Below are 25,836 nucleotides of genomic sequence, written 5' to 3' on the forward strand. Positions count from 1 at the left end.
CAAATGAGTAAAGTGAACAAAAGAAAGGGGCTTACTCCTTGTTTGTAGGAGAGTTAGCCTCTTTTTGTTTGATAATAAATCCACTTTAGGACGTTGCTTGAAGGGAAAATTTAAATTACACTCATCATTAATTTTACATCGATATTCCCTTTTGTTGCTTTAGAGTAAGGACAAACACCATGAGCGTTCTTTACTAATTCCTCAGCCTCTGCGAATGATACCCCTTTTATTGACACGTTTATGACCGCAGCTAATTTGAATCCGCCATCATGATCTTTTCCAAGTGAAACTTCCGCAGTAACTTTAGAGTCAATTCGTTTTCTCTCTTGTCTTGCGACCAAATTTAACGCACTATCGAAGCAAGCTGCATAGCCAGCAGCGAATAATTGTTCAGGATTTGTTGCATTTTCTTTTCCTTGACCACCTAGTGATTTCGGCATTGATAGTGCTAAATTTAAGGTTCCATCACTACTTGTTACTTTCCCAGCTCTACCACCCTCTGCTGTAGCACTTGCAGTGTACAATGTTTCCATAAAAAATCACTCCAAAATATAGTTTTATAAAATTAAATTGTGCACAACTTATTTTATAAAACTATATTAGCAATAAAATAATCTGCAGTCAACAATTAAATTGTGTAAAATTAATTTGTGGTTTAAATAAATGTTTATAGTATTATAATGGTACTGATGAAAGAAGAAAGGACAAGAAAATGGACAACAATAAATTAAAACTAGAGAACCAAATTTGTTTTAAGATTTATTCAGCAGAACGTGAAATCACTAAATTATACAGAAATTTATTAGAAGAGTTGGATGTCACATATCCTCAATACTTAGTAATGTTAGTACTATGGGAGGAAAAATCGGTAACTGTTAAAGAGCTTGGGCAAAAGTTATTTTTAGATTCGGGAACATTATCTCCTATGTTAAAGCGTATGGAAGGGAATGGTCTCATTGAACGCCGGAGATCCTTAGAGGATGAAAGAACGGTAATCATTTCATTGACTAAAAAAGGCGAAGACTTGAAGGGCAAAGCTCAATGTATTCCTACTAAATTACTAGAAAATTTGTCTTTGGACTTTGTGGAATTAAATAATTTAAACCAAACGCTATCAACCATTTTAAACAGAATACAACAGATTAACAGTTGAATGTTGATTCCGGCAATAATTGCTGTGGAAAGTCCATATTCCGGTCTTACTCCTTTAGCAATGGCAAAGGCCATCGCTAAAGGACTCGCTACAATACCGACGATCAATCCAACAACTGCATCTTTCTGAAAATCTCCTAAGTTATTCCCTCGAAACTTGCTAGTGGGGAATCATTTAGACACCTCACTTATAAGACTGGGTATGTTTGTGCTGTTTGACTTTATATCTTTATATCCGTCGATCACCAGATCCAATTTTCCTGTTTCAGGATCAATCACCATCCCATGAATAGAGATATTTTTAGGGAATAATGGGTGACTTTTAATTAAACGGACACTGTTGGCGACACTTTCTTCTACACATTGAAAACCCGTCAGCCACCTGGACAAATCAATCCCAGCGTTTGTGAGAATATCGATCCGCTCCTCGTCAATTCCATTCTGTTTTGCTTTTTTTAGAATAGAGGATGCTTCTAAACCTACCATACCACATCCATGATGACCGATCACACACACTTCTTCAGCCTTCAGTTCATAAATTGCGACTAGAATGCTGCGCATGATACTGCCGAAAGGATGAGAGATAACAGCCCCGGCGTTTTTGATTATTTTCGCATCCCCATTTCCTAGACCCATAGCTTTGGGGAGCAATTCCAGCAAACGAGTATCCATACAAGTTAGGATGACTAGTTTTTTATCTGGAAATTTTGTCGTCTTAAACTCCTCATACCGGTTTTGTCAACAAAATCCTTGTTGAAATCGAGAATTTTAGAAATCGCGGTCATAATTTTTTCCTCCATTTAATGTTTTAGGATGTTTTATTAACATCGGCTCCCTAAAAAGGGGGATGTCCAATTAAATTAACCCAAGCTCACGTTTTGTTTTTCTTTTTGCTTTAGGGTTTGCTTCGTCTTTTGAGAGGGTTGAACATTCTGCAAAAGAAAAATGTTTACACCCTTTACATCGCTTAACGTCCAGTTTTGAGAGAGCATAATTGATAGCATCACCTGTATGGGCAAAGAAATTTTCCTTACCTGCCAATTGATAAAAACCAGTTTTCTTAAATAAATCTTCCAATTGCGGCTGGATACCAGAAAATATTACTTTGTTGGTTACTATCCTTGAATTTTTTTACAAGATTCATGAGGAGGGCCTCCCCAGACGAATCCACGATGGAAACTTTACTCATTCTTAACAGGAGCACTCTTGGTTTTAAATGCAAAATTTCTTCCATTTCCTTCTCAAACTGCTCGGTGGTGCCAAAGAATAATGGACCTTCTACAGTGTAAATATTAATTTGCGGGCAGTTTGAACCTTGCTTGACCATTTCGGGTTTTACTAGTTTATCGTTTGGATCCGGCAAAACCTTTGATACTTTTAACGTACTGCTTATTCGGATGACAAAAACGAGGAGAGCTAAAAGCAGACCTACTCCAACGCCTGTAGTTAAATCCATAAAAACGGTTAGCAGAAAAGTAGAGACTACTACAAGGGAATCCATCGTTTTTGATTGTAAAATATGGGCAAATTCCTTGCGCTCACTCATATTCCATGCAACATACATAAGAATGGGAGCCATACTGGCCAAAGGAATGGCAGAGGCATATGGCGCTAACAATACTAACACTAGTACTACGACAACACCGTGTATGACACCTGATAAAGGGGAGAACGCACCGTTTTTAATATTCGTTGCCGTTCGCGCAATCGCACCAGTGGCAGGAATTCCTCCAAATAAAGGGGTGACGATATTGGCCAATCCCTGTCCAATCAATTCTTTGTTACTTTCATGCTTACTGCCGGATATGTTGTCTGCTACTAAGGCAGATAATAATGATTCAATCCCCCCAAGCATGGCAATGATGAACGCAGCAGGAAGGAGTTCAATCACTACATTGACCGTTAACTCAGGGAACTCAAATTTTGGTAATTCATTTGGAATGGCTCCATAAGTTGAACCGATGGTTGCAACCTGATTTGGAAAGAACAGTGCAGCAACAACAGTTGAAACCATTAATCCTAACAAGGCACCTGGAATTTTAGGCAAATATTTTGGTGCTAATATGACAATAGCTAAACAAATACTTGCTGTAAAAATACTATAAATATTGATTGTATTTAAATTAAATAAAATTTCTTTCATATTCAAATGAAAGGCTTCTTCTTTTTTTAAGTTTTCAAGCCCCAGGAAATTGGCAATCTGGCCAGAAAAGATAATCACGGCAATTCCAGCAGTAAAGCCGATTACCACTGGACGAGGGATAAATTTAATATACCTTCCTAATTTAAACACACCCATAAGAAGAATTAAAAACCCTGCCAAGAAGCCAGCGATTAACAGCTTTTCATATCCAAACTGGATCACGACTCCCAATAAAACCGGGACAAAGGCTCCAGTCGGGCCTGCAATTTGAAATTTAGAACCTCCAAAAAGAGAAACAAGGATTCCGGCAATTGCCGACGTATAGAGTCCATACTCTGGTCTTACCCCTTTAGCAATAGCGAAAGCCATTGCTAAAGGAATCGCAACAATCCCAACAACTAACCCGGCAATCAAATCTTTTTGAAGATAGCGTAAGTTGTATCCAGAAAACCTTTTAGATGAAACCATTTATTACATCCTTCCATTTCTATATTGTATAGTTTTTCACAAGTAAAAAGGACAAAGCTAATTTCCAGTACGACAATGTTTCATAACCTTTACTATTTCTTTTATCAACTTTTGAAACGAGAAATCATAGTTGTAAAAAACCTCCTTCAAATACTTTTTTGTTACCCGGAATCATCATAAAAAAAGAGTTATGTTCCGACGCTCTGTAAAATCCCTGTTGTCTCTTTCCATGTAGAGATACGCTTTGAGAGAGGAAGAGTTTCATTTTTTTGAATTTTGATACATATTTACCAAATTATTCTCTTGTGTTTTAGGGAAATGGTCCAAGAATTTGTTAAAGCAGTAAGAGGAGTATAGTAAATTTTGGGGAGATGGTAAGTTCAAGAAGAAGAGCTCCTTTATTTATCCGTGTAGCAGCAAGTATGCTATAGAGTTACAATCTCAAATGTAACAGTTCGACAGCTAGTAAGTTAACATTAGCTGACAAATAATGTATGTGAAGAGTACCTATCGGAGTAAATCAACCGTGAGGAATTTTGTGAACAGGAAAAGAAACGGTTGAAAATGACTTAAGGTAGTAATTGTTAATGGCAATGTAGCTTGGGAGGTTGATCCAAGCTATTTTTTACTTAAGGGGATAAAAATATTTTTTGTCCCTAATAATCATTGAATAAAAATACGTATTATTGTATATTTATAAATAATTATTGCAAAAGGAGATACAAAATGGATATTTATCATGCAGTGACAAGTGATGTTAAAGATATTTATGATTTAGTCCAAATTTATGCTAAAAAAGGAATCGTATTGCCTCGAACGTATTTATCACTCTATCAACATTTACAATGTTTGTATGTTATGAAAGAGGATAATAATATACTAGGGGTTGCAGGATTACATGTTTTAGGACAGGACCTGGCAGAGATACGATCTTTGGTTGTTTCTCCCGATTATGCTGGAAAAGGTATTGGTCGCAAATTAGTAAATCGTATTATAAGTGATGCGCCGAAACTTGGAATTAGCCGTGTAATGTCTTTCACATACGAAACAGAGTTTTTCAAAAAATGTGGTTTTAAGATCGTAGCAAAGGAGACTTTGCCTGAAAAAGTGTGGGTGGATTGTATGAATTGTCCTAAGTTGGATTGCTGTGATGAAGTCGCAATGATAAAGTATGTTGGGTAAGGTGTCAGATAGGTTGCATACAGTGATATTAACTTGGCAGTTTCAAGAGAAATAGGGATGGCGCCATTATGTGGTGCCCATTTTCTTCGTTGTTTAGCAAAATGATAAATTCCTAGATTTGTAATGGTACAATGCGACGTGCGAGAAAAGACCCAAGTAAATAATTGGCACTGAGTTCATAAGGAAATCATGTAAGAAAGAAAAAGTAATAGGCTAAATGTTCTTTTCTGTGGAGGGGAAAAATGATATTCAAGGCAAAAGAAATAGCAGAAATTCTTTTTTTGGACAATAATTCGTTTTACCAGAGAAGATAAAGGGAGGATTTTGCCCATTAAAATTAACAGTAAATTTATAACTATAAGAAAATTTTTCTGAAAATTCAATTTAAATTTGAAAATGTAAGCGTTTTCCGTTATAATAAATAATGGGTTGGATGGCATGCGTGGCCGTCAGCGTATCTGGCGTAGGTGGGGCCGATACTAGGGACAGATGTAGATTATCCTTGTAGTAAAATACTTAACATCATTCGTTATATTATATGGAAAATCAAGGATGAAGGAGAATTATAAGAAAAACCCATATAAATGTACTGGATCGATTAAATCGCGATCCAGTTTTTTATTTGAAATACGATCAATACTTCGTATATTTAGAAACGACTTTTACGACACCGTTCATTCTCTAAAATTTTAAGATATGAAATGGGAAACGCTTGAAATGATTTACCTCTAATTGTGGATCATATTTGTTATGATTGCACTCGTCCATATAACAGCCCTTCTCAGCTTAAGCGTATGTACTTCACATTTATGCTGGAAGGGCCAAATATTTTAACTAGCGGAAACATTGAAAACTGTTCACCGTGTCATTCGTTGTATTTCATTCATTTTTTCGTTTTGTTCCATTTGATTTAATTTACTCCTTGTGTATCTATTGGAGAAAAATAACACTAGGATGAAAAAAATCAAGCATCCACCCATAATCAACAAGAAATATTGCAACCCTGAAACGAGAACTGAAAACTCCATTCAAATCCCCCTCGTATAATGACTTGTCTTCTATGTATTTCTATGAATGTGAAAAAATCCCTGCCATTAAAGCAGAATAATGTAAAGGTTTGACCTTTTTATGGGAAGTATTTATTTGACTATTACATTGGTTTTGTCAAAATGTGTCGAATTTCCTATGGGATATGGTTTAAAAAAAAGGGAATTTGATGATTTAAGTCACAGTATCTAGTTCAACAGCAACGGTGGTTCCTTTTTAAAACAGTCATTGTTGAAGACAGCTCTCGACATTTTTTAGGCTAATTATATTAAAAATGTTTTTGGCGGCGTATTCGGTATGGAGATTGTCGATGAAGTAATTATCGAAGGTCATAATGCGATGCCTGCCCAAGCTGAAACTATTATTGCTGAAGGTCTGGAAAAAGTTGCAGAGGTAGCAAAGAGTTTCAGCTGTAAAAGCGTAAGTCGAATTAAAGTTCATAATCGTTAAAAATGCCCTGGTGAGACTAATCTCTCCCAGGGCATTTTCTATGCATTTCTCGAAACCAATTATGCGCCTTTTCTTTTTTTGGATTGTACAGACTTTGATGAATTAAACAGATACTCTTTTACAGAATTTGTTTGATGTTTCGCTTTTGCTGTGAAAAAAGGATTCAAAATGATAATGGTTAAGAAGTTTGCTGATAATCCCCAGAACCCTTCATAAATTCCATGTGAGCTGTTTGTTCCGTATACTGTAAATGTTGTAGCTAATCCCACAAGTAATCCAATAATTGTTGCTTGTTTCGTTTGATTTTTCCAGAATAAGCTGACAACAATTGCAGGGAAAATTTGAACCATTCCTGAAACACCTAAAAGCTGCAAAGATACTAGTGCTGTAGGGAATAACAGTCCAAATAATAAAGCAAGACCAATGACAACAAACACCATTGAACGAGTGACGAGAGTTAATTTAGACCCTTTTACGTTGGGATTGATTAAATCACGATAAATGTTGTTTGCAAATAAGTTGGAAGCACCGATGGCCATAATAGAGCATGGAATTAAGGATGCTAAGGCAATTGTTGAATAAGCTAACCCTTGTCCAATCCCGCCGTATGAAACTTGAATTAGATTTAAAAAGGCAAAACGCGGATTGCTTCCGGCAGGTAACACATGGTAAGCAACAAAGCCAAGGAAAATGACCAGAATTAAGACTATATTATATAAAGGCAAGAACATCGCATTCTTTCGAATGGCATCCGCACTTTTCGCTGTGAATACTCCTGTTGCTCCATGAGCCCACATAAATAATGCCAAGGCCGAGACTACAGATGCTGTCATGAACCATGGAATGCCTTTGGGGCCGTCGGTTGGAATCGTCAGCAATTGTGGTGATTCCTTCACAAGTGTATCAATCATCGGGCTCCAGCCGCCAAAATGGATAATCGGCAGAGAAACCACAAGGAATAACATAATCGCCCATACGAGAACATCTTTAATGATGGCTGTATAGGTTGGGCCTTTGATACCGCTAAAGAATGTAAAAAGTGCCACAAGAAGGAATGACGTAATCACGACTACCTTCACATTAATATATCCTGTTCCAGCTACTTGAAGCGTATCTTGAATCCCTGCTAACTGCAAATCGATATACGGGATAAGCATCAATACGCCGACAATTGCAATAATAGAAGAAAGAAGTTTACTGCCAAAACGCTCTCTCGCATAGTCTGCAAGTGTGGTTAGTTTAAATTTATTCGCTACTTTCCATAGTTTAGGAAGGTAAAAGTATGAAACAAAATAGGCTAAGATACAGTAAGGAATAGCAAAGAATGCAAGACTTCCCCCTGCATAGGCTGTACTCGTCAATCCCAAAAATGTATAAGCTGTATATAAATCAGCCCCTACTAAAAACCAAACCAGCAATCCGCCAAATCGTCTACCGCCAACAGACCATTCCTCTACAGAGCTTCGCGATGATTTATTCCGCCCTGCGATAAATCCAATCAAAACAACGGTCAAGACAATGAAGACTGTGATTAACAAAGCTGTCAAATTTCCCTGCATTAGTCAAGACTCCCTTCTGATTTCTGAAGTTGATAAATCCCAAATGTGCATAACGGTGTTAATACGATCCATAAAAAGAGCCAAAATTGAAGGAAGGGTAATCCTAAAATAATTGGGTCTATTCGATTTACGAAAGGTAAAACTGCTAACTGAGAAATAAAAGGGAGTATAATTAATAATAGTTTCATAGATTTTTTGCTCATATGAGAACCTCCTGCTTGATATTCGAATAGTACTATTGCCCTAACAATAGTATTGTTAAATAATATTAATTTTACATGTACGTTATAATAACAATTTTGTCGAGGGATTACAAGGTAATTTTTCAATAATTTAAAAAATTCAAATTAACAAATTATTATTTGTTATTGGATTTATTAATTATTATTTTAAAAAATCACGGAAATAAGTGTCGCTTAGGGAAATTTTACTATAATTTTATATTCTCTGAAAAAATGGTAGAATGGAGGTTATATATTTTGGATAGTCAGAGTTGCAAATGGAGATGGAGCGAGAGTCATGTTAAAGTATCGAAAACTCATGTATCTTTTACCATGGCTTATTGTAGTCATTTGGATGTTACTTATATTTAATCTTTCAGCTCAGGCAGCTCAGAATTCTGACAAGCTTAGTATAGGGGTAACGGAGAAAGTGGTAGAAACCGTGGAGAAGGTTACTCCTGAAACGGAATTAAACTTGGACAGTTTGAATCATATCGTAAGAAAAAATGCACATTTCTTTATTTACCTGGTCCTTGCTATATGGGTGCAGATTGCGTTAGGAGTTAATCGGATCAAAGGAATTAAACGCCTTTTGTTGGTTATTGGGATCTGTGTCCTTTTTGCAGTCTCTGATGAATTCCACCAGTTATTTGTAGCGGGCAGAGGGGCTCAGGTAAAAGATGTTTTCATTGATAGTGCGGGAGCGATAGTGGGAATTGTGATTTATGGGATAGTGAATCGATTTTTATCAAAAAAAAGCGTAAAACCCCTATGAGATAAGGATTTTTACGCTTTTTTTTTAGATGATACTGTTGCCGGTTCAGCCTATTAGAAAATAAAATGAGTGATTACTTTGATCCAACCGAAAAACGCAATCCATAACGGAACACTTAGTGATGTACCCCAAATTAATCCAATTAATAGATTCCCCTGCTTGTCCATGAAATCCACTCCTATGATCGACATAGATAAACATTTATGGTTTTTGAGTTTTACTGATAACGCTTTCAATAGTTGGGATTTCGAATAGGCCTTCCCCAACTAAGGGGTGTTAAGTTTTCAGATTGTTTCCTTTATGATACCCAACCACTGTTAGGGAAAAACGTAGAAATGCGCGAAAGTTGAAAAAATATTTCGACAATAAATGTGGTGAAGTGCGAATGGATGTAAGATTGTCGTTGCGTCACTTTATTTTCATATTAAATAGGTTAATAGGGCTATTTAATCCATAGTAATCGATGGTATAATATGAAAATAAACACATAGTTCGTACGAAAGGGCACTCCCATTGAAAGATGGTGTCGCAAAACTAGAGGGGCTAAGGTTGTCAAAACTATGCTAGCCAGTTACCGAATATGATCGATCACCTTACTACGAATTATAAAACACACTCTAGGAGGTAATACTATGTTTATATTTATTGCAGGCCTATTTGTTGGATCGTTCTCTATGCTTTTGATTATGAGTCTAATGGTTGCAGCGAAAAGAGGAGACCAGTTAATCGAAACACATCAATAAAATGAAAGCGTTTTCTAAAACAATCCCGTCTTTTAGGGGTTGTTTTTTTATTTTTAGGTCAGGCGATCAGAGATTCAATCACATTTTCGTCGCCTTGTAGCTCTACGTGACTGTACTCGGAATTTTTGGACGTATTGGGTAACGTAGAGCCCCTCTACGTGACTGAACTCAAGAAATTCCAACGTGTTGGGTAACGTAGAACCCCTCTATGTGACTGAACTCAAGAAATTCCAACGTATTAGGTCACGTAGAACCTCTCTACGTGACTGAACTCAAGAAATTCCAACGTTTTGGGTAACGTAGAACCCCTCTACGTGACTGTACTTAATAAATTCCAACGTATTGGGTAACGTAGAACCCCTCTACGTGACTGAACTCAAGAAATTCCAACGTATTGGGTAACGTAGAACCCCTCTACGTGACTGACTTCTTTGCCAAAGCCTATTTTTAAAAGGGTTACCTCTCCACTCCAAAGCGAAAAAAAGCCGAATGATGCTTTATCATCATTCGGCTTAATAGAGTTACCAATCCATTCTATTTAAAAGTTCTGAGCTACTAGATCTTTGATTTTGTCCTGATTAATCACTAGCTGGTAGTTATTTGCTTTTAAGATATCATCGTACATTCTTTTTCCTTCACCGGGGATTTGGTGGTATTCCAGCTGGGTGTTGGGGTCGAAATCTTTCGCTGCTAGTCCAAGGCTTAACATATCTTGTGTAGACATATTGGTCGCAATCACAAAGTCAGGAATGGATTTCACTAATGAAGGCAAGTTGGTGATATTATTTGGACTTAAGGCCTTCTTCGCAATTCCTTTTAGTGCTTCTTCTTGTAACTTTTGACGACCATATTCGCCACTTGCGAGGGAATAGCGCTCGTGTACAACCTCAGCTACCATTTTTCCGTCAAAGGAATGGGTTCCAGCACTTATCACTTTATCCTTGTTTTCACCATACCAAGGATGCGTTAATTTCACATCAAATGGTACGCTCATCTCAATGCCATCGACGGCATCAACCATTGCTTGAAAGCCGCCATAATTGGTTTCGACATAGTAATTGATCGGAGTTCCTGTTAATTCAGCGACTGCATTGACTGCTGCTTCTACTCCTTTTTGGGCGCCTTTTGTGGCCTGCATAATATATTGAACACTTGTTAGTTTGGTATAGCCGTACCCATCTAAATGAACTCGGGTATCACGTGGAATGCTAATCGCATCATATTGATGTTTTGTTAAATCGACATGGACCAACATCATCGAATCCGAGTGACCCACATTTTGTCCTTTTCGTTCATCGGACCCGATCAATAACAGGTTAAAAACGGGTTCTTTTACCTCGACAGATTCACTTGTTGATGTGGAATCGTCCGTTTTTCCTGAACTAACTACAGGCACCGTGGTAAAATGATTATTCGGCTGTATCTTATAGTATTCATATCCAAGGCCCGCAACAAGGAGTAAAATAATCCCCAATATGCTAAAGCCGGCAATCTGCCATTTGCGTTTATTCTTCTTTTTCATAATTTCCTCCGATGGATTAGCAAAATCAATTCTATTAATTTTACAGTTTTTGAATCATCTATTCAATCATAATTTATGGGAAAACATTGGCATTCTTGTGTCAATCCAGTCAATTATTATTAGATTCACAGCTATCCCGAAAACAATCACCAAAACCACCCTAGAAATCGGGCCTTTTCAAGCGTTTTTTAAACCAACGAACATGCCTGTTCGCACCAGCAGTGGAATATTTCGTGAACTACAAAATAAGCATATATACATAAAGGAATGAAACCCGATAGGCAGCCCAAACCAAAATTCCTTCCCTAACGACCCGGAATGGAGGTTACGATGAAAGCTATTATTCTAGCAGGTGGAAGCGGGACACGCTTATATCCGTTAACGATGGTCACCAGTAAACAATTATTACCCATTTATGATAAGCCGATGGTCTATTATCCGCTTTCCACCTTAATGCTTGCAGGGATTCGTGATATTCTAATTATTTCAACTCCAGAGGATACCCCGCGTTTCGAGGCGCTGCTCGGTGATGGATCACAGTTTGGAATACATCTAGAATATAAAATCCAGGCGAGCCCAGATGGATTAGCCCAGGCTTTTTTAATTGGGGAAGAGTTTATTGGTGATGATTCTGTCGCGATGATTTTAGGAGACAATATTTTCTACGGCAGTGGGATGCGAAAAATTCTCCAACGTGCGGCTCAAAAGGAGAGTGGGGCAACCATTTTTGGTTACCATGTGCAACATCCAGAGCGTTTTGGTGTAGTGGAATTTAATGAAAATGGAAAAGTATTAAGCGTCGAAGAAAAACCGCAGGTACCAAAATCAAATTATGCGATCACAGGATTGTACTTTTACGACAATCGAATTGTGGATATTGCCAAAAGTGTCAGACCTTCGGCACGAGGTGAGTTAGAGATTACTACTGTAAATGATCGATATTTACGGATGGGAGAACTCGAGGTTGAGCTGCTTGGGCGGGGTTTTACGTGGATGGATACGGGAACACATCAAAGTTTAGTGGAAGCCACTAATTTTGTAAAAACAATTGAGGATCATCAAGGAATTAAAATCGCTGCACCCGAAGAAATCGCCTATATCAATGGCTGGATTGATATTGATAGATTAATTGAATCAGGTGAGAGATTCTCCAAGACAGGTTATGGCCAATATTTATTAAAAGTAGCCAATGGCAGCATCAAGTATTAAAAGAGGTGATAGGTTGAATGTGATTGAGACTTCCCTGCCAGGGGTAATGATTATCGAGCCAAAACTTTTTGGCGATCATCGCGGTTGGTTTATGGAGACCTATAGTGAGGGAAGGCTGCAGGAAGCAGGAATCGTTGTGAAATTCGTTCAAGATAACCAATCATTCTCGGCAGCCAAAGGGACATTACGGGGATTGCATTATCAATTACATCCAAAAGCGCAAACCAAGCTCGTTCGTTGTACCAAAGGGGCGATATTTGATGTGGCCGTCGATCTTCGTAAAGGCAGCCACACGTATGGGAAGTGGTTTGGAATCGAGTTAAGTGCGGAAAATAAACGTCAATTATTGATTCCTAAGGGGTTTGCACATGGATTTTTGACGTTGACCGATGATGTGGAAGTTCAATATAAAGTAGACCACTTGTATGCACCTGAATGTGACCGGGGCATCATCTGGAACGATCCAACCATTGGAATTGAATGGCCAGTTGTGACTCCGATACTATCTACAAAGGATGAAATGGCTCCATGCCTGGCAGATGCAGAAAATAATTTTAACTTTGGAGAATAAACGATGAAAATTCTAGTGACGGGTTTTACAGGACAGCTCGGTTTTGATGTGGTTCGTGAAGGGGCGAGGCGCAGTATTGAAATGGTTGGCGTGGGGTCAAAAGATCTGGACATAACAGATGAGCGTTCTGTTTACAAGGTTGTAAAAGAAATCAACCCGGATGCGATAATCCATTGTGCTGCCTATACGGCGGTTGATCAAGCAGAGGATGATCAAGAAAATTGCTGGAAGGTGAATGTTGATGGGACCAAGTATTTAGCCTGCGCCGCCAAGAAACTAAGGGCTAAATTTATGTTTATCAGTACAGATTATGTTTTTGATGGATGGGGTGATGCACCTTTTGACGAAACGAGCGCGCCCAACCCCGTCGGTTATTACGGGCAGACCAAATATGAAGCGGAGAAAATTGTCCAAACGACCTTATCCGATTGGTTCATCGTCCGGGTATCATGGGTTTTTGGATTAAACGGGAATAATTTTGTAAAAACGATGCTGCGATTGTCTGAAACTAAAAATGAACTACATGTGGTGGGAGATCAAGTGGGTTCGCCTACGAATAGCTTGGATTTGTCGCGTTTATTAATTGATATGATTCAAACGGATCGATATGGAATCTATCATGCCACGAATGAGGGATTCTGTAGCTGGGCTGAATTTGCCGAAGAAATTTTTCACAAAGCGGGCAAAATAGTAAAAGTCCATTCGATTAAAACAGAGGAATATCCGACAAGGGCCGCCCGTCCCAAGAACTCGCGATTGTCGAAGCAAAAGCTACTGGACAATGGATTTATTCCATTGCCGTCTTGGCAGGAATCCTTAAAGCAGTACTTAAAAGCGTTAAAGCAAGAGGTGAAGTAATGCAAGGGAAAAAGCTTCTTGTAACTGGTGGAGCCGGATTCATCGGTGGAAACTTTGTTCAATATATGATTAACAAATACCCTCAGTATGAAATTTATAATTTAGATGGATTAACCTATGCGGGCGATCTAACCAAGCACTGTGAGATCGAAATGAAGGAAAACTATCATTTTATGAAAGCCGATATTGCTGATCGCGAAACCATTCTACCGCTTTTTGAAAAAGAAAAGTTTGATTATGTGGTCCATTTTGCCGCAGAAAGCCATGTCGATCGCTCAATTACGGAACCAGAAATATTTGTTCGGACGAATGTGCTAGGGACGCAAATGTTACTTGATGCCGCCAAACAAATAGAAGTCACCAAGTTTGTTCATGTATCAACGGATGAGGTATACGGTGAGTTAGAGCTGGATTCATCGACATTGTTTACAGAAGAGACGCCGTTACAACCCAATAGTCCATACAGTGCAAGTAAAGCCTCCTCTGATTTCTTGGTTCGTGCCTACCACGAAACATTTGGACTGCCAGTCAATATTACACGTTGTTCCAATAACTATGGTCCCTTCCATTTTCCAGAGAAATTGATCCCGTTAACGATTTCTCGCGTAGTAAATAATCAGAAGGTACCAATTTATGGTGACGGAAAGAATATCCGTGATTGGCTGCATGTCCATGATCATTGTGCAGCACTAGACCTTGTTTTGCATAAGGGTGTTACCGGTGAAGTCTATAACATAGGCGGGCACAACGAGCGGACAAATTTAGAAGTGGTAAAAACGATTATTACCACGTTAGGAAAATCGGAAGAGTTCATTGAGTTTGTCCCTGACCGTTTAGGTCATGATAAGCGCTACGCCATTGACCCTACGAAGTTAGAGAAGCTAGGGTGGAAACCAATTTACACATTCGAAACGGGAGTCTCGCAAACGATTGAATGGTATTTGGATAACAAGTGGTGGTGGGAGCAAATTATTAGTGGGGAATACAAGAATTACTTCAAGAAGCAGTATTCTTTAGATCAATCATAGATTGTCATAGCCCTGTATTCACTATCGTGGATCCGGGGCTTTTTATTTTTATGGCATCGCGGTTTTGCTAGTAAAGCTTTCCTGCTAAACTAACTAATTTTACCCATTAAATACAAGAAATTAGTATATTTAAACTAGGATTTGATTATGTAGCAAGGCTCATCCATTTGAAAAAGAAATACACCATGGATTGGTCATTGTATCGTTCAGGCTTTCAATACCAAGATTCTTGACACGATGAATTTGACAAAGAGCCTTTTTTATTTATTTAAATATCTCCATAACGTTGTTCGACTGATACCAAGCTGCTCAGCTGTTAAAGTTTGGTTGCCATTATGTTGATCAAGTACTAGCTTGATCAAATCCAAATTAAATTCATTTAATGTTTTGCTACTGTTAAAAGAAATATTCATTCCAGCTTCTGAATAAGAAATATTTTCAACAATTTTTTGTTTGCCCAAAATACTATTGACATTATTACTAGTTATATATAGCGATTTAGATAAGTATACTAATTCAGTTAGAACTTGTTTTAATTGTTTGAAATTACCTGGCCAATTATATTGTGAAAGAGTAGCCAGAGCATTGGGCTCGTACCCGATAATATCAGTATTGTTTTCAATATTTACCTTATTTAAAAACATAGTTAATATAGCCGATATTTCATTTTTTCTTTCTCTTAAGGTAGGTAGAAGAAAACTTATAGAATTCATTCGATTCATTAATTCTTTATAGAATTCTGATGTAATACCTTCAGATGTTTTTTCGCAAATAAATATCAGTCGATTACTTACGTGTAAGTTAGTAGATTCAATAATAGTGATTAACCTTTCGAAGTTTTCATTTGAAATTTTATCAAAGTGATTAAACTGGATTGTATTACCAACCTCAAGGAAGGGGCCGTTACTTGTGTTTAAAAGGTGTTTCCACATTGTATCATTTAGTAAGTTAGAATTAATTGTTACCATTGTATTATTGTTATTATTTTGACTGGTGAAGACACTTTGAGAGACGATATCTTTTCCTGTACCACTTTCTCCTAGTAATATAATGGGCGCATTACTTAAATTAATTTGTTTAATTTTATCGTTAATATCATCTGTGATAATAGGATTTTTATATAAGTTATTATTTAATTTTTGTTCCACTTCTGACTTATCTTCATAGGTAACACCGAATTTAGAATTCATGATAGGTGTTACGGATTTTTGGACGGTTACAATATAAAAAATATCATTTGTCTTATTTGAAATATTTACTTTTAAGTTATAAAGAGTGTTGTTTACTGAATGATAAAAAGTATGTGATTCATTAAATGGAGTAGTATCTTTTTTATGAAGTAAATAATTATAGACTGAGTCATTAATTTCTGTATCTAAACTTGAATAAATCAATTCAAACTGACTGGATAAAATTAAACAGTCAGTTTTAAAATTTTCAATAGCTTCTGTGAGTAAGTTATTTTGTAATTTTAATTTTTGAAGATGCATATTTAACTCTATTGCTTGTTCGAATGTACGTCTAATACTTTCACTTCCTGATGTAATAAGGATCGTATTTAAAGAAATTTCTAGTGCTAGTTTATTCGTTATTGCATCACAAAGAACTAATTTAATCCCTTTTCTTCCCAGTGATTTTAGTAGACCTAATTTATCACTTGAATCATCTATCGTATATATTTCCACAGAATAATCTAATATGTCACAAATTAGATGTGCCGTTTCAGTAATACTTGAATAACCTACAATAGCAAATTTAGAAGTGTAGTTATTTGCTAGTTTGATCGCTCCTAAAATGTCATAAACAGATATTGAAACATCTATAACTGGTATAGATATATTCTTCCTAATTAAGTCAGCTGTACCTCCTCTTGATATGACAATATCGTAATCGTTATGAATCACCTCCAGGGCTAGCTTTTTTCCTTCTTGTAAATCACCAGTATACGTATTTAGCAAAGTATTAGAGAAAGTAGATCCTACATTTTCCATTGATTTTCTTAGCTCTTCGTAAGGTGCTATACCCAGGATTTTTGTTATATTTTCCATTTATATTCCCCTTATATGTTTCATATTTAAACAGTTTAACACGAATTTTTGAATTGTGGTAACGTTTTCAATAGAAAAGTTTCAAAATGTAACAATAATTATAATTATCATATTTTTTTAGGTAGAGTATAAACCTATAATTCAATTATAAAGTGGGTGGTGAACAAATGATAAGGGTACTTATAATGGCTGACGATTTTACTGGAGCACTTGATACTGGAGTCCAGTTCTCTAATTACGGTGTGAAAACTGTAGTGACCTCTGATTTAGAGTTCGAATTTGGTGAAACTACAGATCAATTAGAAGTACTTGTCTTCAATACTGAAACAAGATATTTGAATAAATGTGACGCATATGAAGTGATCAAGAAGATCGTCTTAAAAGCTAAAGAAGAAAATATTCCATATATATTTAAAAAAGTTGATTCAGCATTAAGAGGAAATGTTGCTTCTGAGTTAAGAGCTTTGAGTGATGTTTTCGAGGATGTATCAATTCCCTTTATTCCGGCGTATCCAGAACAAAATCGCTTTAGTTGTGAAGGAATATTACTTATAGATTCAATACCAGTAAGTGAAAGTGTTTTTGGACAAGATCCGTACGAACCAGTAACTGAAAGCCATATCCCATCTCTTCTACTTAAAGAAGCAGATTTAAAAACTTATATTACAAAAAAATATGAAATTCCTCCAAAAGAAGAAAGAATTTTGTTAATAGAAAGTCACTCTGATGAGGAGATGTTATCTCAAGGGAATGAGCTATTAATGAATGATGCATTAAATATAACGGTGGGGTGTGCGGGGTTTGCTAAAGCATTAGCAAATATAATCTATAAAAAAAGGGATACCACTCAAAACGATATTAAACTTCCTTTATTGATTGTAAGTGGAAGTGTGAATCCAGTAACAAAAAAGCAAATTACATTTGCGGAAGTGAATGGATATGAAAGAATATCTTTAACGATGGAGCAACTTTGGGATAAACAATATTGGGATACAGTAAAAGGGCAAGAAAATATCCATCAATATTTAAAAATTGAACAACCTTTCATGTTTGAAACATTTGGGAATGTATCGACCGATCAAGTATATCAACTGCCTGATCAAGGAAATGAAATAAGATTTAGAATAGGACAGTCACTCGGATACTTAGTAAAGAATCTTATGTCAAATGGTATTAAAAGAACGTTATTATTTACAGGTGGAGATACATTATATCAATCAATGAGAGTATTGGAGATTACTGAAATTAAACCTCTGAAAGAATTATTCCCCGGAATTGTTCTTGGAAGTATTGATTTTAAGGATGAAAAACATTATGTCATTACTAAATCTGGCGGATTTGGTGATGAAGATTTATTTATTAAATTAAATACATTGATTAAGGACAAAGGGGATGCACATTATGTTAAATCAATATAATTTAAAAATGCCAACAAATGTATTTGCAGGTTCAGATGCCATGCAAAACCTCCATACAATTATCAAAAACGGTGTGACAAAAATTACGATATTTACAGATAAAGGCATACTTAAAGTTGGCTTGCTAGACGAAGTCATCAGTATTATAGAAAAGAATAATATCGAGTACGAAATCTTATCGGATATACCAACAGAGCCATCTTACATAGAAGCTCAAGAGGTTGTTGATCATTTTAAAGCATTGAACTCTGATTTTATCATTGGAGTTGGTGGTGGAAGTGTTATGGATATCGCTAAATTAGCATCCGTGTTATCTACTGATGATTATACTGTAAAAGATTTACTAGAGGATCCGTTAGTAGCTAAAAAACAAGTGACAACATTAATGATTCCCACCACAGCTGGTACAGGATCTGAAGCAACTCCCAATAGTATTGTAGGAGTACCTGAAAAAAATTTAAAAGTTGGTATTGTAAATGGTGAATTAATTGCTGACCATGTTATTTTAGATAGCAACATGATAAAAAATTTACCTAAACCTATTGCTGCAGCAACAGGTATTGATGCTCTAGCACATGCTATCGAATGTTTTACTTCAAAAAAAGCTAACCCAATCAGTGATACCTTTGCACTAGAGGCATTAGATTTAATTATGAATAACATTATTGAAGCTTGCACAAATCCAGATGCACTTGAAGCGAAGCGTAATATGTTATTAGGTTCTTTCTATGGTGGGGTAGCGATTACATCCTCAGGGACTACCGCTGTTCATGCATTGTCATATCCTTTAGGTGGAAAATATCACATTGCTCATGGTGTTTCTAACGCAATTCTACTAACACCAGTTATGAAGTTTAATGAGCCAGTTATTAAAGACCTCTTAGCTAAAGCCTATGACCGAGTGGTAAAAGAAAAAAATGAAGAATTAAATGTAAATGAAAAGTCAAAATATATCATTGATTTAATAGAAAACATTGTGAAAACACTTGAAATTCCAACTAGCTTAAAAGCTTTCAATGTGCCGGAGGAAGATCTAGAAGGATTAGTCGAGGCCGGAATGGAAGTTCAACGATTACTTGTGAATAATAGGAGAGAAGTAACACCAGAAGATGCTCGTAAAATTTATTTAGAAATTATGTAGGAGTGATTCGTGTGCAAAACAAATTACAAGGAATTATCACACCACTTGTTACACCAATGTATGACAATGAAGAAGTTAACTATGAAGAACTCGTAAATCAGGTGAATAGAGTCATTGAGAATGGTGTTCATGGTATTTTTACGTTTGGTACGAATGGAGAAGGATACATTTTAAGTGAAGAAGAAAAAGTGCAAGTCATGGAAACAGTAGTTGATACAGTAGCGGGGAGGGTTCCAGTCTATGCATCCACAGGATTAGTTGGAACACAAGATACCATTCGCTTGTCTCTAGAAGCAAAGCGTGTTGGTGTAGACTACCTATCAATCATTACACCCTATTTTGCAGCAGCAACTCAAGAAGAGATTTATCATCATTTTAAAACAGTTGCTGAAGCGGTTGATATGCCAATTGTTTTATACAATATTCCAGCTAGAACGGGTAATACGATTCAACCTGCGACTGTTGAAAAACTAAGTCACATTGACAATATTGTTGGTGTCAAAGATAGTAGTGGAAACTTTGATAATATTCTTCAATATATTGAAAGAACAAGAAATAGAGAAGATTTTTCTGTGCTATCAGGTAATGATTCATTAATATTATGGACGTTACTTGCTGGGGGAACAGGCGGAATTGCAGGATGTTCTAATGTTTATCCATTTACTATGGCACAAATATACGAACAATTTGTAAATGATAATATTGAAGAAGCTCGTAAATATCAAGATTCTATCAGAAGTTTTAGAGATTGTTTTAAATTTGCGAATCCAAATACTGTGGTAAAAACCGCTGTTGAACTACTAGGCTATCCGGTTGGGAAGTGCCGTTCACCATTCAATCAAGTGTCTGATGAAGGAATTACAGCATTAAAATCAGTATTAAATGAAAATATTGAAGCAGGGATAAAGTAGTTAGGAGGACATTATGAAAAAAATTATAGGAATAACAATGGGTGATCCTGCAGGTATCGGGCCTGAAATTTCAATCAAAGCTTTTCAAAAGAAAAGCTTGTACGAAAAATGTAACCCCTTACTTATTGGAGATAAAAGTATTGTAGAGAGCTATTTAGAGAAATTCCCAGAGGTTAATATTAAAGTAAATGCCATTACTACACCGGAAGATGGATTGTATGAATGGGGAACAATGGATGTAATTGACTTAGCTTCTGTAGATGCAAATGAATTACAGATTGGTGAAGTGTCTAAAGATGCCGGAAATGCAGCATATCTCTATGTTGAAAAAGTCATTGAATTAGCACTTGAGGGGAAAGTAGACGCAACCGTTACGAATCCATTAAATAAAGAAGCGTTAAACTTAGCAGGACATCACTTTGCTGGTCATACAGAAATTTATGGACAGCTTACAAATACTTCTAAATTTTCTATGATGTTAGCTGATGGTGATTTAAGAGTGGTTCACGTTTCAACGCATGTTTCTTTAAGAGAAGCCTGCGATTTAGTTAAAAAAGAGAGAGTATTAGATGTAATAAACATTGCTCATCATGCTTGTCTAAACTTGGGTATCGAAAATCCAAGGATTGCTGTGGCGGGATTAAATCCACATTGTGGAGAAAATGGATTGTTTGGTACGGAAGAAATTGATGAGATCATCCCTGCGATTGAAGCAGCTAAAAGTGAAGGGATTAATGTATTCGGACCTTTACCTGCAGATACAGTTTTCTCAAAAGCTCGTGGTGGAATGTATGATATCGTTGTGGTAATGTACCATGACCAAGGACATATCCCATTAAAACTATTAGGGTTTGTATTTGATAAAGAACAAAATAAATGGAAAGAGGTTTCTGGAGTTAATATTACATTGGGATTACCAATTATCCGAACCTCAGTTGATCATGGAACAGCATTCGATCAAGCAGGTAAGATGACTGCGAGTGAACTTAGTCTTGAAAATGCAATTGATTACGCAGTACAGCTAGCAAATAATGTTAATTAAGAAACGAAGTGAATAGTGTGATATTTGATTTAATAGAAAATTTAGATGAATATATATCATTAAATCCAAAAATCGCCAACGGTAAAGGTATGGCCTATATTTGTCTGCCTCACGATGGACATAAAGCGTTAAAATATATAGATCAAGCGACGAAATACAATAAAGCGGTAATTAAGGTAGAAATTTAATTAGAAAGATAAGGTGATTAAGGTGATTAGTATGAGTAATAATAAATTAGTAATTCGCGAGTCAATTCCAAACGGTAAATTATATCATGATGATTATACAAATATTGATTTTTCTTTAATTCCATCTGGTCCTTTTCCAACCGCACATGCACCAACTATTATTAAGTTAGACGATGGAGATTTATTATGTGCATGGTTTGCAGGTTCATTTGAAGGCAGTCCCGATATTTCAATAGTATTATCAAAATTTAATCATAAATCTCAAGAGTGGAATGAACCGAAAATTGTCTCGCAGGATGATAGGCGTAGTGAGCAAAACCCAGCATTTTTCCACGCACCTGATAAATCAGTATGGTTAATCTATACTTCTCAGGAAGGTCGACGACCAGATAAAGATAATATGCAGTTTACGTCCATTATTAAATATCAGAAAACATACGACAATGGTGAAAATTGGACTGAACCAGAAGTATTATTTAGCCAGCCTGGTACATTTGCTCGACAAACTATTCAAGTATTAAGTAATGGTAGATGGATATTTAGCACGTGGGTATGTGAAGATTCAGAATTAGGTCTTACAAACGATCCTACAGTATTTCAAGTATCAGATGATGAAGGACTAACATGGAAAGAAGTACGCATGCCTGAAAGTAACGGACGAGTACATGCCAATGTTATAGAATTAGAAGATGGTCATTTAGTGGCATTTATGAGAAGTAGATTTGCGGATTATATTTATAGAAGTGAGTCAACGGATTATGGAGATTCTTGGACAGTGCCTGAGCCAACAACCTTACCAAATAATAATGCAAGTATAAGTGCAATCAAACTGGATAACGATGCAATTGCTATTGCATATAATGCAAACTCTGCTAATAATCCTGAAAAAGGTAAAGTAGCATGGCCTGGATTAAGAAACCCGGTAGTGGTTTCAGTGTCTGAAGATGGCGGAAATACTTGGCCAATCGGTCGAATTATTGAACACGCAGAAGGTTTTATTGGAGCAGAGAATAAAACGAATAATTCACAATTTGAATATCCTACTATTTATCAAGATGCCCAAGGACGATTACATTTAGTATACGCATATAAGAATAGAATATGTGTAAAATATAATAGTTTTTCAGTTGAAGATATATATGGTGAAAAACGAGAAAATGAAGGGGTTTACAATCCTACATCTGGAGAAATAAGTTAAATATTAAGTTACACATAATTATAGTTTGATAGGCTTTGGGATAAAACCCAAGTAAAAAAAATATCCAGTTAACTTGGTTATTAAGAGAGGAGAAATAAGAAATGACATTGCACATGATTCTTGCCCTTGGTATCTTGATCCTGATGATTGGATTGATCATGTCGGACAAGATGGCCTTCGGTGCACCACCAATCCTGGCTTGCCTTCTGCTAGTAGTCACCGGTCTGTCCACTGTTCAGGAGGCTTTCGCAGGCTTCGTGAACCCAAGTGTTATCATGATTGCTGGCTTTATGGTTGTTATGGCAGGACTAATGAAGACTAGCTTGATTGGTAAGGTTCAGGCCTCTATGCTTGCTTTAGTAAATAAGGGCGGTTATAAGAGCTATGCTCTTTTGCTCGTGGTAGTTATGCTTGGTGCCAGTTTACCAGGTGCCGGGGCCACTGGTTACTATGTACTGATTTTATCCTTGATATCTACTATCCCTTACAATAAAAAAATGCCTACGTCCAAACTGATGATGCCTTTGGGGTTTGCTACTAACCACCCTTTGATTCCTTTCAATGTAGCACTCTTCTATGGTGTTACTGTCAGCGTACTGGAAACGGCAGGTTATCACGACGGGCTTTCTATGACGAAATTTGCTGTAGTGAATTTCATCCTGGCTCTTGGTTTCTTAGTATGGAGTTTGGTTGCTTATCGTCTTCTACCGGATCATCCAATTTCGGCAGCTTCTGTAATGGATGAGGTGGCAGCTACGGCTGAGATTGTGGCTATGCCTGCATGGAAAGAATACTGCACCATCGCTTTATTTGCCCTCAGTGTTGTTGGTATGATGCTTATGAACGTGTTGGGCAATGCTTCTTATGTCATCCCTGGCCTTGCAGGAGCATTCTTACTAATCATCAACGTACTTGATTTCAAAGAAGTTCGTGATAATATGGGTGCACCTGTAATCCTTATGATGGCTGGTGTTATCGGCGTTGCTGACGCTCTGGCTAACTCTGGATTTACAGCTATGATCGGAAAGGTTGTGGCGCATTCATTGGGTACTAATATCAATCCATTCATTCTTATCTTGATCTTCGCACTTCTAACTAGTACCTGTGCTACTTTTACTGGTTCAAATATGGGTTCTGTATTCATCTTTGCGCCAATCGCTATTGCAACCAGCCTTAGTTTGGGACTTAATCCTGTTGCTGCCGCAGTTGCCGTTGTAGTATCTGGATGGAACGGCGGGTACATGCCAATCGATGGTATGCCTGCTATGATTTTAGGCATGGGTAAATATAAGCTTCCACAGTTCTGGTTGTTCTCAGTACCTATGTACCTGATTCGTATTATTGCACTGTGTGTAGGTGCTATTCTTATTTTCCCTGTAAACTGATAAAGTGATAGAAGGAACAGTAGTGGGACGAGATGCAGAAATCACTACATAAGTCTCAAAGAAAAACCAATAATAGCAAAGCACACCCAGTCAGGTAATTCTTGTCGTCTGGGTGTGTTTTCTTTTTCGTTGATCATATGAGGGAATTAAAATATGTATGTTCCACCAAAAGTAAAACTTTGCCCACCAGAGATTTCTCCACGTCTTGAAGATGTGACTTACGCTGAAGTCAGACCATTTCAGGTAAAAAGTATTATTTTGGAACAGATGGCAAAAGGAAGGGTTGTGAATGCCAGCTTTTTTGAAAATACTATTAAGTTTGCAAGAAGAACAAATTAAAGATAAAGGAGTGTCTTGGACACTATGAATAACACACGGAAAATTTACATGCTAATCCTCATTAGTTTTTTAGTTGGCACGTCACAAAATGTCATCTCTGGCATTTTGGATAAAGTTGCAGCTTCCGTCAATGTATCGTTATCGGATTGATATAGCCTTTTAGGGCGAGTTCCAGTTCTTCTTTCTTCTTCATACTGCGTCGAGCGAAATTTGCTGGTTTTTAAGGGTCCTCTTCACCATCGGCAATGGCATCAAGCATATCTCGTGCTGAAACGCCCAATTCATCTGAAACCACAGATCCCAACTTAACAGCCTTCATTGTTGGGCGTTCACAACTAAAAACTCGATATCCTCAGCTTCTAGTAAATTTACAATAGGCTTCCAATAAACACTCGTGCTTTCCATGGCGACATGGGTACAATTATGTTGTTTAATCCAGTCAACCAACTGTAATAGAAATACAGTTTTAGTAGAGAACGTTTGAATCTCCTTTCCTTTTGGTGTTTTTAAAACAATTTTCCTTCTCTGTGGTGAAACGCTGATTTTTGCGCTTCATGGATGGCTAAAGGGGCAGATTAGCTGAATAAGACTTTGACGATTTTTTCTCACTTGCGATTAAGTGGTGCTAAAATAAACAAGTACAAGAATGACAAAATAGAGGTGTAGGAATGAAGTTAGAGGAGTTTACAATTGGACAGGAGTTCCAAACTAGATCATTAAAATTAACAAAAGAGGATATTATGAGGTTTGCAGGTGAATTTGATCCTCAATATATGCATTTGGATGAGGAAAAAGCAAATCAGGGAAGGTTTAATGGAATAATTGCTTCTGGTATACATACACTAGCCATTTCTTTTAAGCTTTGGGTTGAAGAAGGTATCTATGGTGATGATGTTATTGCTGGAACACGAATGAATAATATTAAATTTATAAAGCCCGTGTTTCCTGAAGACGAATTGCAAATCACTGTTAAAGTTATTGATAAGAAAGCAACTAAAGATGAAACAGGTATCCTTACTGTATTGTTATCTACCTTCAATCATAAAGATGAAAAAGTTTTTGAGGGTGACTTGTCTGTATTGATAAAGCGATGAAGGGGCATTTAAAAAACGGGCAGTTTAGATTGGTTGGTTAACTACCGGGTGCTTTTGTTGAAAATGGGTGAGTTGCACGTTTGAAACAAATGAGGACAAAAAACCGTTCAGTTGTCTGAACGGAAAAAGTCGAATTAGGAGTGT

General features: G+C 36.8%; 22 protein-coding genes, 6 pseudogenes and 1 riboswitch. Of the genes and pseudogenes, 18 read left to right on the forward strand and 10 right to left on the reverse strand.

Annotated features, from left to right (window positions below; genetic code table 11):
• Positions 1-110 precede the first annotated feature (110 nt).
• A complete protein-coding gene (locus QF028_RS30690) occupies positions 111-533 on the reverse strand; it encodes an organic hydroperoxide resistance protein (protein ID WP_429471364.1) in 423 nt (140 codons plus the stop codon).
• A 179-nt stretch (positions 534-712) separates the two neighbouring features.
• Here QF028_RS30690 and QF028_RS30695 point away from each other — a divergent pair, with 179 nt between their 5' ends.
• Positions 713-1,153, forward strand: a complete 441-nt coding sequence (locus tag QF028_RS30695; RefSeq protein ID WP_429471366.1) for a MarR family winged helix-turn-helix transcriptional regulator — start codon at positions 713-715, stop codon at positions 1,151-1,153.
• Here QF028_RS30695 and QF028_RS30700 read toward each other — a convergent pair.
• The 3 pseudogenes from QF028_RS30700 to QF028_RS30710 form a co-directional block, all read right to left on the reverse strand.
• A pseudogene (locus tag QF028_RS30700) lies at positions 1,147-1,317 on the reverse strand (SulP family inorganic anion transporter); the annotation flags it as partial. The gene QF028_RS30695 and the pseudogene QF028_RS30700 overlap by 7 nt on opposite strands.
• Positions 1,318-1,323: 6 nt before the next feature.
• Positions 1,324-1,937 (reverse strand): annotated as a pseudogene (locus QF028_RS30705) (beta-class carbonic anhydrase).
• Positions 1,938-2,007: 70 nt separating this feature from the next.
• Positions 2,008-3,763 (reverse strand): annotated as a pseudogene (locus tag QF028_RS30710) (SulP family inorganic anion transporter).
• 726 nt (positions 3,764-4,489) lie between these two features.
• Between QF028_RS30710 and QF028_RS30715 the strand changes: the two are divergent.
• Positions 4,490-4,945: an N-acetyltransferase gene (locus tag QF028_RS30715; protein ID WP_215004464.1), complete on the forward strand. Its 456-nt coding sequence runs from the start codon at positions 4,490-4,492 to the stop codon at positions 4,943-4,945.
• Positions 4,946-5,802: 857 nt separating this feature from the next.
• Here the strand turns inward: QF028_RS30715 and QF028_RS30720 are convergent.
• Positions 5,803-5,973 carry a hypothetical protein gene (locus tag QF028_RS30720; protein WP_168241004.1) on the reverse strand — a complete coding sequence of 57 codons (171 nt, stop codon included), beginning with the start codon at positions 5,971-5,973 and terminating at the stop codon, positions 5,803-5,805.
• A gap of 280 nt (positions 5,974-6,253) precedes the next feature.
• Here QF028_RS30720 and QF028_RS30725 point away from each other — a divergent pair.
• Positions 6,254-6,442 (forward strand): annotated as a pseudogene (locus QF028_RS30725) (hypothetical protein); the annotation flags it as partial.
• Between the two features lie 59 nt (positions 6,443-6,501).
• On the opposite strand, the gene QF028_RS30730 reads toward QF028_RS30725, so the two are convergent.
• Both QF028_RS30730 and QF028_RS30735 read right to left on the reverse strand, forming a co-directional pair.
• A complete protein-coding gene (locus QF028_RS30730; protein WP_429471369.1) occupies positions 6,502-8,001 on the reverse strand; it encodes a sodium:solute symporter family protein in 1,500 nt (499 codons plus the stop codon).
• Positions 8,001-8,204, reverse strand: a complete 204-nt coding sequence (locus QF028_RS30735; RefSeq protein WP_429471371.1) for a DUF3311 domain-containing protein — start codon at positions 8,202-8,204, stop codon at positions 8,001-8,003. The genes QF028_RS30730 and QF028_RS30735 overlap by 1 nt, the downstream gene beginning before the upstream one ends.
• 316 nt (positions 8,205-8,520) lie before the next feature.
• Here QF028_RS30735 and QF028_RS30740 point away from each other — a divergent pair, with 316 nt between their 5' ends.
• A complete protein-coding gene (locus QF028_RS30740) occupies positions 8,521-8,997 on the forward strand; it encodes a VanZ family protein (RefSeq protein ID WP_429471373.1) in 477 nt (158 codons plus the stop codon).
• A 493-nt stretch (positions 8,998-9,490) separates the two neighbouring features.
• A riboswitch (cyclic di-GMP riboswitch) is annotated at positions 9,491-9,576 on the forward strand.
• A gap of 702 nt (positions 9,577-10,278) precedes the next feature.
• On the opposite strand, the gene QF028_RS30745 is transcribed toward QF028_RS30740, so the two are convergent.
• On the reverse strand, positions 10,279-11,262 hold the full coding sequence (locus QF028_RS30745; RefSeq protein ID WP_429471375.1) for an LCP family protein: 984 nt from the start codon (positions 11,260-11,262) through the stop codon (positions 10,279-10,281).
• 330 nt (positions 11,263-11,592) lie between these two features.
• On the opposite strand from QF028_RS30745, the gene rfbA reads away from it, so the two are divergent.
• Genes rfbA through rfbB form a run of 4 tightly spaced genes read left to right on the forward strand, consistent with a single transcriptional unit; the run spans position 11,593 to position 14,928 of the window.
• Positions 11,593-12,471 carry a glucose-1-phosphate thymidylyltransferase RfbA gene (gene rfbA, locus QF028_RS30750; protein ID WP_214997906.1) on the forward strand — a complete coding sequence of 293 codons (879 nt, stop codon included), beginning with the start codon at positions 11,593-11,595 and terminating at the stop codon, positions 12,469-12,471.
• Positions 12,452-13,042, forward strand: coding sequence for a dTDP-4-dehydrorhamnose 3,5-epimerase (gene rfbC / locus QF028_RS30755; RefSeq protein WP_429471377.1), 591 nt, complete (start codon positions 12,452-12,454; stop codon positions 13,040-13,042). Before rfbA ends, rfbC begins: the two co-directional genes overlap by 20 nt.
• A 3-nt stretch (positions 13,043-13,045) precedes the next feature.
• Entirely contained in the window at positions 13,046-13,900 is an 855-nt protein-coding gene (gene rfbD / locus QF028_RS30760) for a dTDP-4-dehydrorhamnose reductase (protein ID WP_429471379.1), read from the forward strand.
• Positions 13,900-14,928 (forward strand): dTDP-glucose 4,6-dehydratase, encoded by a 1,029-nt coding sequence (rfbB, locus tag QF028_RS30765; RefSeq protein WP_429471381.1) that lies wholly within the window; start codon positions 13,900-13,902, stop codon positions 14,926-14,928. The genes rfbD and rfbB overlap by 1 nt, the downstream gene beginning before the upstream one ends.
• A 260-nt stretch (positions 14,929-15,188) precedes the next feature.
• On the opposite strand, the gene QF028_RS30770 is transcribed toward rfbB, so the two are convergent.
• On the reverse strand, positions 15,189-16,976 hold the full coding sequence (locus QF028_RS30770) for a PrpR N-terminal domain-containing protein (RefSeq protein WP_429471383.1): 1,788 nt from the start codon (positions 16,974-16,976) through the stop codon (positions 15,189-15,191).
• A 167-nt stretch (positions 16,977-17,143) separates the two neighbouring features.
• On the opposite strand from QF028_RS30770, the gene QF028_RS30775 reads away from it, so the two are divergent.
• From QF028_RS30775 to QF028_RS30815, 9 genes and pseudogenes are all read left to right on the forward strand, one after another.
• Complete coding sequence (locus tag QF028_RS30775; RefSeq protein WP_429471385.1) at positions 17,144-18,394, forward strand: four-carbon acid sugar kinase family protein; 1,251 nt, start codon at positions 17,144-17,146, stop codon at positions 18,392-18,394.
• Positions 18,378-19,535: an iron-containing alcohol dehydrogenase gene (locus QF028_RS30780; RefSeq protein ID WP_214997900.1), complete on the forward strand. Its 1,158-nt coding sequence runs from the start codon at positions 18,378-18,380 to the stop codon at positions 19,533-19,535. Before QF028_RS30775 ends, QF028_RS30780 begins: the two co-directional genes overlap by 17 nt.
• Before the next feature lie 11 nt (positions 19,536-19,546).
• Positions 19,547-20,446 carry a 4-hydroxy-tetrahydrodipicolinate synthase gene (dapA, locus tag QF028_RS30785; protein WP_429471387.1) on the forward strand — a complete coding sequence of 300 codons (900 nt, stop codon included), beginning with the start codon at positions 19,547-19,549 and terminating at the stop codon, positions 20,444-20,446.
• A gap of 13 nt (positions 20,447-20,459) precedes the next feature.
• A complete protein-coding gene (gene pdxA, locus QF028_RS30790) occupies positions 20,460-21,488 on the forward strand; it encodes a 4-hydroxythreonine-4-phosphate dehydrogenase PdxA (protein WP_429471389.1) in 1,029 nt (342 codons plus the stop codon).
• 17 nt (positions 21,489-21,505) lie between these two features.
• On the forward strand, positions 21,506-21,676 hold the full coding sequence (locus tag QF028_RS30795) for a hypothetical protein (protein WP_429471391.1): 171 nt from the start codon (positions 21,506-21,508) through the stop codon (positions 21,674-21,676).
• Between the two features lie 31 nt (positions 21,677-21,707).
• Entirely contained in the window at positions 21,708-22,874 is a 1,167-nt protein-coding gene (locus tag QF028_RS30800; RefSeq protein WP_429471393.1) for a sialidase family protein, read from the forward strand.
• A gap of 101 nt (positions 22,875-22,975) precedes the next feature.
• The gene (locus QF028_RS30805; RefSeq protein WP_214997897.1) at positions 22,976-24,259 is read left to right on the forward strand and encodes an SLC13 family permease; all 1,284 of its coding nucleotides are present in this window, start codon (positions 22,976-22,978) and stop codon (positions 24,257-24,259) included.
• A 153-nt stretch (positions 24,260-24,412) separates the two neighbouring features.
• On the forward strand, positions 24,413-24,598 hold the full coding sequence (locus QF028_RS30810) for a hypothetical protein (RefSeq protein WP_429471396.1): 186 nt from the start codon (positions 24,413-24,415) through the stop codon (positions 24,596-24,598).
• 24 nt (positions 24,599-24,622) lie between these two features.
• Positions 24,623-24,742: pseudogene (locus QF028_RS30815) on the forward strand (MFS transporter); the annotation flags it as partial.
• A gap of 177 nt (positions 24,743-24,919) precedes the next feature.
• Here QF028_RS30815 and QF028_RS30820 read toward each other — a convergent pair.
• Positions 24,920-25,102 (reverse strand): annotated as a pseudogene (locus QF028_RS30820) (IS110 family transposase); the annotation flags it as partial.
• 164 nt (positions 25,103-25,266) lie between these two features.
• Here QF028_RS30820 and QF028_RS30825 point away from each other — a divergent pair.
• On the forward strand, positions 25,267-25,692 hold the full coding sequence (locus tag QF028_RS30825; protein ID WP_429471399.1) for a MaoC family dehydratase: 426 nt from the start codon (positions 25,267-25,269) through the stop codon (positions 25,690-25,692).
• The last annotated feature ends 144 nt before the right edge of the window (positions 25,693-25,836 follow it).

It is taken from the genome of Neobacillus sp. B4I6, assembly GCF_050434045.1.
In the GTDB taxonomy this organism is placed as follows: Bacteria; Bacillota; Bacilli; order Bacillales; family Cytobacillaceae; genus Neobacillus.

Excerpts from the sequence above, each read along its gene's own strand:
- QF028_RS30690 (WP_429471364.1), bottom strand. The coding sequence starts at position 533 with ATGGAAACATTGTACACTGCAAGTGCTACAGCAGAGGGTGGTAGAGCT.
- QF028_RS30695 (WP_429471366.1), top strand. The coding sequence starts at position 713 with ATGGACAACAATAAATTAAAACTAGAGAACCAAATTTGTTTTAAGATT.
- QF028_RS30715 (WP_215004464.1), top strand. The coding sequence starts at position 4,490 with ATGGATATTTATCATGCAGTGACAAGTGATGTTAAAGATATTTATGAT.
- QF028_RS30720 (WP_168241004.1), bottom strand. The coding sequence starts at position 5,973 with ATGGAGTTTTCAGTTCTCGTTTCAGGGTTGCAATATTTCTTGTTGATT.
- QF028_RS30730 (WP_429471369.1), bottom strand. The coding sequence starts at position 8,001 with ATGCAGGGAAATTTGACAGCTTTGTTAATCACAGTCTTCATTGTCTTG.
- QF028_RS30735 (WP_429471371.1), bottom strand. The coding sequence starts at position 8,204 with ATGAGCAAAAAATCTATGAAACTATTATTAATTATACTCCCTTTTATT.
- QF028_RS30740 (WP_429471373.1), top strand. The coding sequence starts at position 8,521 with ATGTTAAAGTATCGAAAACTCATGTATCTTTTACCATGGCTTATTGTA.
- QF028_RS30745 (WP_429471375.1), bottom strand. The coding sequence starts at position 11,262 with ATGAAAAAGAAGAATAAACGCAAATGGCAGATTGCCGGCTTTAGCATA.
- rfbA (WP_214997906.1), top strand. The coding sequence starts at position 11,593 with ATGAAAGCTATTATTCTAGCAGGTGGAAGCGGGACACGCTTATATCCG.
- rfbC (WP_429471377.1), top strand. The coding sequence starts at position 12,452 with ATGGCAGCATCAAGTATTAAAAGAGGTGATAGGTTGAATGTGATTGAG.
- rfbD (WP_429471379.1), top strand. The coding sequence starts at position 13,046 with ATGAAAATTCTAGTGACGGGTTTTACAGGACAGCTCGGTTTTGATGTG.
- rfbB (WP_429471381.1), top strand. The coding sequence starts at position 13,900 with ATGCAAGGGAAAAAGCTTCTTGTAACTGGTGGAGCCGGATTCATCGGT.
- QF028_RS30770 (WP_429471383.1), bottom strand. The coding sequence starts at position 16,976 with ATGGAAAATATAACAAAAATCCTGGGTATAGCACCTTACGAAGAGCTA.
- QF028_RS30775 (WP_429471385.1), top strand. The coding sequence starts at position 17,144 with ATGATAAGGGTACTTATAATGGCTGACGATTTTACTGGAGCACTTGAT.
- QF028_RS30780 (WP_214997900.1), top strand. The coding sequence starts at position 18,378 with ATGTTAAATCAATATAATTTAAAAATGCCAACAAATGTATTTGCAGGT.
- pdxA (WP_429471389.1), top strand. The coding sequence starts at position 20,460 with ATGAAAAAAATTATAGGAATAACAATGGGTGATCCTGCAGGTATCGGG.
- QF028_RS30800 (WP_429471393.1), top strand. The coding sequence starts at position 21,708 with ATGAGTAATAATAAATTAGTAATTCGCGAGTCAATTCCAAACGGTAAA.
- QF028_RS30805 (WP_214997897.1), top strand. The coding sequence starts at position 22,976 with ATGACATTGCACATGATTCTTGCCCTTGGTATCTTGATCCTGATGATT.
- QF028_RS30810 (WP_429471396.1), top strand. The coding sequence starts at position 24,413 with ATGTATGTTCCACCAAAAGTAAAACTTTGCCCACCAGAGATTTCTCCA.
- QF028_RS30825 (WP_429471399.1), top strand. The coding sequence starts at position 25,267 with ATGAAGTTAGAGGAGTTTACAATTGGACAGGAGTTCCAAACTAGATCA.